Raw genomic sequence first — 9,593 nt, 5'->3', positions numbered from 1 at the left:
AAGCAGATGGCTATGACAGTCCATTGCGATATCGTCAGCGCGGAAGGGGAAATCTTCTCCGGTCTGGTGGAGATGGTGGTTGCGCACGGTGAACTGGGTGATCTTGGTATCGCTCTGGGTCACGCACCGCTGATCACCAACCTGAAGCCAGGTCCGATCCGCTTGATCAAGCAGGGCGGGGAAGCCGAGGTGTTCTACATCTCCGGTGGTTTCCTCGAGGTTCAGCCGAACATGGTCAAGGTTCTTGCCGACACCGTGCAACGTGCTGCCGACCTGGACGAAGCCTCCGCTCAGGAAGCCGTCAAGGCTGCTGAGAAGGCCCTGAATGAAAAAGGCGCAGATTTCGACTACGGTTCTGCTGCTGCACGTCTGGCCGAGGCCGCAGCTCAGCTGCGTACCGTCCAGCAGATCCGCAAGAAGTTCGGCGGCTAAGCCGCAGGCTTTCTGTGTGATTGATTAAAAAGGGTAGCCTCGGCTACCCTTTTTATTTTCCGCCATTCACCCCCTCTGGTCGCAGTCGCCGACCACCCAGGATTGGTAGCCAGTCATGTCTCTCGAAATCGTTATCCTCGCCGCGGGTCAAGGCACTCGCATGCGCTCGGCGCTGCCGAAGGTGCTTCATCCGGTCGCCGGCAATTCCATGCTCGGGCATGTTATCCACAGCGCCCGGCAACTCGATCCACAGCGCATCCACGTGGTGATCGGCCACGGTGCGGATGCGGTGCGTGAGCGTTTGGCGGCCGATGACCTGAATTTCGTGTTGCAGGACAAGCAGCTGGGCACCGGCCACGCGGTGGCCCAGGCCGTGCCTTTTATCACGGCTGACACGGTGCTGATCCTCTACGGCGACGTGCCGCTGATCGAAGTCGAGACCCTGCAGCGCCTGCTCAAGCAGGTGGGACCGGAACAACTGGGCCTGCTCACCGTCGAGCTGGACGACCCTACCGGCTATGGGCGCATCGTCCGTGACGCCCATGGCAAGGTCACCGCCATCGTCGAGCAGAAGGATGCTGACGAAGCCACCCGCGCCATCACCGAAGGCAACACCGGGATCCTCGCGGTGCCCGGCAAGCGCCTGGGCGACTGGACCGGCCGTCTGTCCAACAACAACGCCCAGGGCGAGTATTACCTGACCGACGTGATCGCCATGGCGGTCAGCGACGGCCTGATCGTCGCCACCGAGCAGCCCCATGACGCCATGGAAGTGCAGGGCGCCAACGACCGCAAGCAGTTGGCGGAACTGGAGCGTCACTACCAGCTGCGCGCGGCGCGCCGGCTGATGGCCCAGGGCGTGACCCTGCGCGACCCGGCACGCTTCGACGTGCGCGGCGAAGTCACTGTCGGCCGCGACGTGCTGATCGACATCAACGTGATTCTCGAAGGCCGAGTGGTGATCGAGGACGACGTGATCATTGGCCCCAACTGCGTGATCAAGGACAGCACCCTGCGCAAGGGTGTGGTGATCAAGGCCAACAGTCACCTCGACGGCGCGGTAATGGGCGAGGGCAGCGATGCCGGCCCGTTCGCCCGGCTGCGTCCCGGCACCGTGCTGGAGGCCAAGGCCCATGTGGGTAACTTTGTCGAACTGAAGAATGCCCACCTGGGGCAGGGCGCCAAGGCCGGTCACCTGACCTACCTGGGCGACGCGGTGATCGGCGCCCGCACCAACATCGGCGCCGGCACCATCACCTGCAACTACGATGGGGTGAACAAGCACAAGACCGTCATGGGCGAAGACGTGTTCATCGGTTCCAACAACTCCCTGGTGGCGCCTGTGGATATCTTGTCCGGTGCCACCACGGCCGCCGGTTCCACCATCACCCAGAACGTGGCGCCAGCCCAACTGGCGGTAGGCCGGGCCCGGCAGAAGAACATCGACGGCTGGAAGCGGCCGGAGAAGATCAAGAAGGACTGAAGTTATCCACAACCGTGGAGTCCTGTTCGCCGGCAAGCCGGCTCCTGCACCGATTGGTAGGAGCCGGCTTGCCGGCGAATTTTTTCACCTCCCCCGCTTGACGAAGTTTCGATCATAGGTTTTTATTGCGCCTGTTATCTTTCGAATCGAAACTTAAGCCGCCATGTCGAAGCGCAACACTCCCCAACGTCGCCACAATATCCTTGCCTTGCTCAATGAACAGGGCGAAGTGAGCGTTGATGCCTTGGCCAAGCGTTTCGAAACCTCTGAAGTTACGATTCGAAAGGACTTGGCCGCTCTGGAAAGCAATGGCCTGCTGCTGCGTCGTTACGGCGGCGCCATCACCATGCCCCAGGAACTGGTCAGCGACCTTGGCCAGCCTGTGTCCCTCTACAAGCAGGCGATTGCCCGGGCAGCGGTACAGCGCATCCGTGAACACGCACGAATCATCATCGACAGTGGCAGCACCACCGCCGCCATGATCCCCGAACTGGGCCAGCAACCGGGCCTGGTGGTCATGACCAACTCCCTGAATGTGGCCAATGCCCTGAGCGAGCTGGAACATGAGCCGGTGCTGTTGATGACCGGCGGTACCTGGGACCCCCATTCCGAGTCCTTCCAGGGCCAGGTGGCTGAACAGGTTCTACGCTCATACGACTTCGACCAGCTGTTTATCGGTGCCGACGGTATCGATCTGGCCCGCGGCACCACCACCTTCAATGAGTTGCTGGGGTTGAGCCGGGTCATGGCCGAAGTGGCTCGCGAAGTGGTGGTGATGGTCGAATCCGACAAGATCGGCCGCAAGATTCCCAACCTGGAGCTGCCATGGAGCAGCGTCCATACCCTTATTACCGATGATCGCCTGCCCTTTGAGGTCCGCGACCAAATCCAGGCCCGCGGCATAACTCTGATTTGCGCGGCTGTCAGCTAGGAGAGAAACCATGTGTGGAATTGTTGGCGCCGTTGCTGAACGCAATATCACCGCCATTTTGCTGGAAGGCCTCAAGCGCCTCGAATACCGCGGCTACGACAGCGCCGGTGTAGCGGTCTACACCAACGCCGGCAAGCTTGAGCGCATGCGCCGCCCGGGCAAGGTCAGCGAACTGGAACAGGCTCTGGCCAGCGAGCCGCTGGTCGGCCGTCTGGGCATCGCCCACACCCGCTGGGCCACCCACGGCGCGCCGTGCGAGCGTAACGCCCACCCGCATTTCTCCGGCGACCTGGCGATCGTGCACAACGGCATCATCGAGAACCACGAAGCCCTGCGCGCGCAGCTCAGCGCCTTGGGCTACGCGTTCACCTCGGACACCGACACCGAAGTCATCGCCCACCTGCTGAACCACAAGCTCAAGGACCTGGGCGACCTCACCGTGGCTCTCAAGGCTACCGTCAAGGAGCTGCACGGCGCCTATGGCCTGGCGGTGATCAGCGCCAGCCAGCCGGACCGCCTGGTCGCTGCCCGCAGCGGCAGCCCGCTGGTGATCGGCCTGGGCCTGGGGGAAAACTTCCTCGCCTCCGACCAACTGGCCCTGCGCCAGGTCACCGACCGCTTCATGTACTTGGAAGAAGGCGACATCGCCGAAATCCGCCGCGACAGCGTGCAGATCTGGGACGTCGACGGCAAGGCCGTGGAACGCGAAGCGGTGCAGTACCGCGACGGTGCCGAAGCGGCGGAGAAGGGCGAGTTCCGTCACTTCATGCTCAAGGAAATCCACGAACAGCCGTCCGTGGTGCAGCGCACCCTGGAAGGTCGCCTGAGCGCCAATCAGGTGCTGGTCCAGGCCTTCGGTCCACAAGCCGCCGAGCTGTTCGCCAAGGTGCGCAATGTCCAGATCGTCGCCTGCGGCACCAGCTACCATGCCGGTATGGTCGCCCGTTACTGGCTGGAAGAACTGGCCGGCATCCCCTGCCAGGTAGAAGTGGCCAGCGAGTTCCGCTACCGCAAGGTGGTGGTGCAGCCCGACACCCTGTTCGTGACCATCTCCCAGTCCGGCGAAACCGCCGATACCCTGGCGGCCTTGCGCAATGCCAAAGAGCTGGGCTTCCTCGCCAGCCTGGCGATCTGCAACGTCGGCATCAGCTCATTGGTGCGTGAATCCGACCTGACCCTGCTGACCCAGGCCGGGCGCGAAATCGGCGTGGCCTCCACCAAGGCCTTCACCACCCAATTGGTGGGCCTGCTGTTGCTGACCCTGTCCCTGGGTCAGGTACGTGGCACCCTGGCCGCCGGCGTCGAAGCCGAGCTGGTGGAAGAGCTGCGCCGCCTGCCGATCCGTCTGGGCGAAGCCTTGGCCATGGACGGTGTGGTGGAGAAGACCGCCGAGCTATTTGCCGACAAGCACCACACCCTGTTCCTCGGCCGTGGCGCCCAGTACCCGGTGGCGATGGAAGGTTCGCTCAAGCTCAAGGAGATTTCCTACATCCACGCCGAAGCCTATCCGGCCGGTGAGCTCAAGCACGGCCCGCTGGCGCTTGTGGATAACGACATGCCGGTGGTTACCGTGGCGCCGAACAACGAGCTGTTGGAAAAACTCAAATCCAACCTGCAGGAAGTGCGTGCCCGTGGCGGCGAGCTGATCGTGTTTGCCGACGAACAAGCCGGCATGACCAATGGCGAAGGCACCCACGTGATCCAGATGCCGCACATCCACGACATCCTCTCGCCGATCCTCTACACCATCCCGCTGCAGTTGCTGTCCTACTACGTCGCCGTGCTCAAGGGCACTGACGTTGACCAGCCGCGCAACCTGGCCAAGTCGGTGACCGTGGAGTGAGTTATCCACAGCTTTCTGCGAGATGGATTTAGATAATAAAAACTGTCGCCGTGTGAAAGGGAGCCGGCTTGCGGCTCCCTCCATTGATGGATCCCCTGCTTGCCGGTTACCTATCCGGCAGCCCTGAACCTGCGCATTCCGACGCTTTTGCATATTCAGTCCGATGAGTCGCTGACTTCGTATGTGAGGCGAAGCCTTCTTCTCAATGGACGCGCCTGAAAGCCCGTTCTGAAGGCATGGCTGGTGCTGTACGAAGCAAGTCAGCAGCTCTCGTACCGCTGAACCTCGACCTCCTCTAACGCCGACTATCGGAACATCCGGCGACCGGTTCTGAGAGTTATCTGATGTCCAGCGCCCTTTCAGTTGATTAGGCTGCAACGCTCCTTGATCACTCCGTATAGTTCTCTTCATGAGGCGTTTAAAACTTCAGTGCCCTCTGATTACTCTGGTTTTGGCGACGTTGCGCTCCAAACCACGGACAATGCGGTGCAACATCGGCTTGAATCAGTGCCAGACCGGGATCAAGAAAATGACCTACTCGCTCAAGGCCACCACCCCGGTCATCGACGCCGTAAAAGGTATCGTCGCGCTCAACAACAACTCCACTGCCAAGGGCATCGGCCTGCAATTGATGAATGACGTCGGGCAGCCCATGGCACTGGATGCCACCTACCCGTTCGACGCTTTCACCACTACTGGCACCAATTTCAATATCCCCTTGTCCGCGTCGTATTACCGCTTGGCGACGGAGGAACTCAAGGCCGGTAGTGCCAATACCGAAGTCACCTTTATCGTGAATTACCTGTAACAAACTAAGGAGCGTTCGTTCTTCTTCGGTTTCTGGCCGTCCCTGGTGGGTATTCTCGGCGGGCTGTACAACTTCCTGCTGTTTTAAAATCATCAGCAGCTGTTCGACATTGTCTGGGAATTGAGCAGTAGTGCCAAAACCCTCGACATTCAGAAAGTATCGGCGCTGAGCAAGCAGGAAGTGCCCGGAAGTTAGGGGCTTACCGCATAGAACGCGAATTGTTCAACTAATGGAATATGAGGTGAATCCATAAGCCTGGTGGCTTTTGAGAGTTTTCTTGTTCTCTACTGAGAGCTGGAACTTTATCGTGTTGTTTTTAATCCACCAATGGTGAACAACATGAAGAAACTGTCTCGCACACTTCTGGCTCTTTCAATGCTCGCTGCTGCAGGTAATGCCCTGGCAGAGGATCCGCCTGTATCAGTCAAGGCCGGTTCCGGCACCATCAACTTCACCGGCACTATCAACAACGATGCCTGTTCGGTTGAAGGTGCAGGGAAGGAAAAAACCATTTCGGTCGACATGGGTGAAGTGTCGATCAAAGACATGGGCACCGCCACTGCACCTAAAGGCAACGGCACGCTGAGCGTTGAGAACTTCAACATGAAGATCAACTGCAATGCCGGCACCAAAGTGTCGATGACCTTCGAACCGACCTCTGGTCTGGGTTCGGGCCTCGTTGCCGGCACCAAAGTGCTGCGCCTGATTGACGGTTTGGGGGCTGCGAAAGGCATCGGTATCGCCTTGCTTGATTCCAATGGCGAGGTGATCGACTTGAGGTCGGAGAGCACGGCGAAGATCGAGAACACTCTGCAAGGCAGCGACACTACGCTGAAATTCTCAGCGGCCTACGTCACCACTGTCGATCCGGCAACGGCCGTTCCCGGTCGCGGTGACGCCACCCTGCCGTTCACGCTGCGTTACGAGTAACTCGCGCGAACGCCTCAAGTCTGGTGCGGGGCCGATTGGCCCTGCGCTGTCATTCAATTGCGCGGTACCCCTCATGTTTTATCGTCATTCATTGTCTTTTTGCGTAGGCCTTTTGGGCCTGTTCGTGGCCAATCTGGCCATGGCCGGTATTTCATTGAGCAGCACTCGCGTGGTCTTCGATGGCCAGCACAAAGAAGCAGGTATCACCGTGCGTAACAGCGGTGAAGCTGTATTGATCCAGTCCTGGATCGACACCGATTCCACTGACAACGCCTCTGTACCCTTTGCTGTCACACCGCCATTGGTGCGTGTCGGCGGTGATGAGCAGCAAATATTGCGAGTGATCTACGAAGGTACGGGCATGCCGACCGATCGCGAGTCGGTAGTGTGGCTCAATGTGCAGGAAATCCCTCAGGCGTCGAAAGTCCAAAACACCTTGCAGCTTGCCGTGCGTCAGCGCATCAAGGTGTTTTTCCGCCCGCCAGAATTGAAAAACGATGCTTACCTGGCACCGACCGAGCTGACATGGCAACTGAAAGAGCGCGGTGGAAAAAGTGTTCTGGTGGTGAATAACACCGGCAAGTATCACGTGTCGATTGCTGAAATAACACTGCAATCCGGCGCACTCAGTGAACATCCATTTGATTCGATGATGATCGCTCCCGGTGAGCAAAAAGAGCTCGCTCTCAAAAAGCTTCACCACACCAATACGGCCCGACTTTTGTTCAGCAGTATTAATGACTATGGCGCACAAGATCGTTATAGCGCGCAACTTTCAAACAGCACAGATACCCGAGCCAGTTTGAATAAAGAATCCCCATAAGTTACCTGCCGCTGTCAAAGCTGCAGTTTCACTGTATTTCTCTTCGCTCCGTTAGTTCGCATCGGAGGTGATATAGGGTCCCTGAATGTTATTATTCAAGCGCGACAGATTGGTGCCGTTATTTATGGTCCTCGTGTTCAGCACGACCTGCCGTGCCGAAGGCGATGAGCAATTCAGTACATCATTTCTCAAAGGCGCCGCTTCCTCCGTCGATCTGCAATCACTGCTCGCCAACAGCCGCGTGCTCCCCGGTATCTACCGGGTAGACCTCTACGGCAACGAAACCTTGGTCGGCCGTCGCGATATCGACTTCCGTCATCGCCCTGACACGGGCAAAGTCGAAGCTTGCCTGACGTTGGAGATGGTGCAGCAGCTGGGTGTAGACATCGGCAAACTGCAAGCCGCCGGCAAACTGGTTGGCGACGACCCGAACGCTTGTCTCGATCTGCCCGCGTTGATCGAGAATGCCTCCGTGCGTTACGACGTGCCACGCTTGCGCCTGATGGTCAGTGTTCCGCAACGCGACATGGAACGTGGCCGGCGCGGCTATGTCGACCAGGCCTTGTGGGACGAAGGTGTGCCCGCAGCATTTATCAACTACCAATTGAGCAGCAGCCGCAACAGCACCCAGGTTGGAAACACACTGTCCAATAACCTGGGTTTGCGCAACGGTATCAACCTGGGTGGCTGGCGGTTGCGTAACGAATCGAACTTCAACAGCAGCACCGGCCGCCCCAGCGTCTTCAAGAGCAACCGCAGCTACCTGCAACATGACGTAACCGCCCTGAAGGGCCAGTTCAGCGCCGGGGATATATTTTCCGATGCCGACCTGTTCGACAGCGTGCGCTATCGCGGCCTGAAACTGGCTTCCGACGACGGCATGCGTGCTGACAGTGAGCGTGGTTATGCTCCGGTCATTCGCGGCATTGCGCAGTCCAGTGCCACCGTGGAGATTCGCCAGAACGACTACATCCTCTACACCGCCAATGTGCCGCCGGGTCCCTTCGAGATCAGTGATATCTATCCCAGCGGTTCCAACGGCGACCTCGAAGTGACGATTATCGAAGCTGACGGTCAGCGCCGGGTGATGGTGCAAGCGTTTTCCAGCCTGCCGATCATGGTGCGCCAAGGCCAGCTCAAATACAGCGTCTCGGCCGGCCGATACAATAGCAACAGCGATGACATGCAGACGCCGCAGTTTGTCAGCAGTACGCTGGCGTATGGCGTCAGCAGCAACTTGTCCGGGATTGTCGGTGTACAGGCGACGGAAGATTTCCAGGCGTTGTCCTTGGGCGCAGGTCGCAATACTCCCATTGGTGCGGTCTCGCTGGACGTAACCCATTCCAGCAGTCGCACCTTCGGCCAGACGGTCAAGGGCAACAGTTTGCGCGCGTTGTATGCCAAAACGTTCACCGGAACCGATACCAACTTCACGCTCGCCGCCTACCGCTATTCGACCGAAGGCTATCGCACCCTCACCGACCACGTTGAAGAACTGAGCAGCGATGGCCAGAAACGCACCGGCAACTCGAAAACCCGCACCGACCTGACCGTCAACCAGAGCCTGGGGCCTAACCAGCAATACGGTAGCGTCTACGTCAACGCCAGCGACCAGCGTTACTGGACGCGCGGTGGTTCGCAAAGCCTGTCGGCGGGTTACAGCAACTATTGGGGGGATGTGAGTTACAACCTCGGGGTCACCTACTCCAAGGATGTCGGCAACTACGGGCCGTCGAACGATAACACGCTGGTCAACCTGTCCGTGTCGTTCCCCCTTGGCTCAAAACCCCGTGCGCCACGGGCCTTTGTTTCCGCCAGCTCGCAGAAATCCGACAACACCACACAGGTCGGCATCAACGGCTATCTGACGGAGAACAGCGACACCTATTACTCGGTGCAAAGCGGAAACAGCAGCACCGGCGGCAGTACCGGTTCGGTCAACCTCAGTACCCGCACGTCGGTGATGGATATCAGTGCCGGTTACAGCCAGGGGCGCGGTTACGACTCGCAAAACCTTAACCTGGCAGGTTCGGTCGTGGGTCATGCCGGAGGGATCAACCTGGGACAAACTGTGGGTGAGACGTTCGCGCTGGCGCAGGTCGAAGGGACGAAAGGCGTAAAAATCGGTAGCTTCTCCGGGGCCAGAACCGGCAGTAACGGCTTCGCGGTGGTGCCCAACGCACAACCCTATCGCGTGAACTGGATCAACCTGGACACCCGTGACCTGGACAGCGATATCGAAATCGAGAGTGCGACCCAGCAAGTGGTGCCACGACGCGGTGCAGTGGTGCTGGCACGTTACGCCAGCAAGACCGGGCGGCGTGTGCAGTTCGCGCTGTTCGA

The 9,593-nt window shown here is 59.2% G+C and carries 7 protein-coding genes and 1 pseudogene; all 8 read left to right on the top strand.

The window, feature by feature from the left end; genetic code table 11:
* Positions 1–6 precede the first annotated feature (6 nt).
* Entirely contained in the window at positions 7–432 is a 426-nt protein-coding gene (locus tag BLX41_RS02920) for a F0F1 ATP synthase subunit epsilon (RefSeq protein ID WP_011064380.1), read from the top strand.
* Between the two features lie 115 nt (positions 433–547).
* Positions 548–1,915, top strand: a complete 1,368-nt coding sequence (gene glmU, locus BLX41_RS02915) for a bifunctional UDP-N-acetylglucosamine diphosphorylase/glucosamine-1-phosphate N-acetyltransferase GlmU (RefSeq protein ID WP_123723697.1) — start codon at positions 548–550, stop codon at positions 1,913–1,915.
* A 163-nt stretch (positions 1,916–2,078) separates the two neighbouring features.
* A complete protein-coding gene (locus BLX41_RS02910) occupies positions 2,079–2,846 on the top strand; it encodes a DeoR/GlpR family DNA-binding transcription regulator (RefSeq protein WP_102862410.1) in 768 nt (255 codons plus the stop codon).
* 10 nt (positions 2,847–2,856) lie between these two features.
* Positions 2,857–4,689 carry a glutamine--fructose-6-phosphate transaminase (isomerizing) gene (glmS, locus tag BLX41_RS02905; RefSeq protein WP_123723696.1) on the top strand — a complete coding sequence of 611 codons (1,833 nt, stop codon included), beginning with the start codon at positions 2,857–2,859 and terminating at the stop codon, positions 4,687–4,689.
* 409 nt (positions 4,690–5,098) lie between these two features.
* Positions 5,099–5,497 carry a fimbrial protein gene (locus BLX41_RS02900; RefSeq protein WP_123723695.1) on the top strand — a complete coding sequence of 133 codons (399 nt, stop codon included), beginning with the start codon at positions 5,099–5,101 and terminating at the stop codon, positions 5,495–5,497.
* Positions 5,498–5,836: 339 nt separating this feature from the next.
* Positions 5,837–6,427, top strand: coding sequence for a fimbrial protein (locus tag BLX41_RS02895; RefSeq protein ID WP_123723810.1), 591 nt, complete (start codon positions 5,837–5,839; stop codon positions 6,425–6,427).
* Between the two features lie 73 nt (positions 6,428–6,500).
* The gene (locus BLX41_RS02890; RefSeq protein WP_123723694.1) at positions 6,501–7,250 is read left to right on the top strand and encodes a fimbrial biogenesis chaperone; all 750 of its coding nucleotides are present in this window, start codon (positions 6,501–6,503) and stop codon (positions 7,248–7,250) included.
* 85 nt (positions 7,251–7,335) lie between these two features.
* Positions 7,336–9,593, top strand: a pseudogene (locus BLX41_RS02885) (fimbria/pilus outer membrane usher protein); the annotation flags it as partial.

The sequence above is a fragment of the Pseudomonas protegens genome (genome assembly GCF_003732485.1).
Classification (GTDB): Bacteria; Pseudomonadota; Gammaproteobacteria; order Pseudomonadales; family Pseudomonadaceae; genus Aquipseudomonas; species Aquipseudomonas protegens_B.
The sequence above is the reverse complement of the archived record's forward strand: the minus strand, read 5'-3'. Positions and strand labels throughout refer to the sequence as shown.

Bases quoted from the DNA above. Each gene is read 5' to 3' on its own strand.
- BLX41_RS02920 (WP_011064380.1), top strand. From the start codon at position 7: ATGGCTATGACAGTCCATTGCGATATCGTCAGCGCGGAAGGGGAAATC.
- glmU (WP_123723697.1), top strand. From the start codon at position 548: ATGTCTCTCGAAATCGTTATCCTCGCCGCGGGTCAAGGCACTCGCATG.
- BLX41_RS02910 (WP_102862410.1), top strand. From the start codon at position 2,079: ATGTCGAAGCGCAACACTCCCCAACGTCGCCACAATATCCTTGCCTTG.
- glmS (WP_123723696.1), top strand. From the start codon at position 2,857: ATGTGTGGAATTGTTGGCGCCGTTGCTGAACGCAATATCACCGCCATT.
- BLX41_RS02900 (WP_123723695.1), top strand. From the start codon at position 5,099: ATGAGGCGTTTAAAACTTCAGTGCCCTCTGATTACTCTGGTTTTGGCG.
- BLX41_RS02895 (WP_123723810.1), top strand. From the start codon at position 5,837: ATGAAGAAACTGTCTCGCACACTTCTGGCTCTTTCAATGCTCGCTGCT.
- BLX41_RS02890 (WP_123723694.1), top strand. From the start codon at position 6,501: ATGTTTTATCGTCATTCATTGTCTTTTTGCGTAGGCCTTTTGGGCCTG.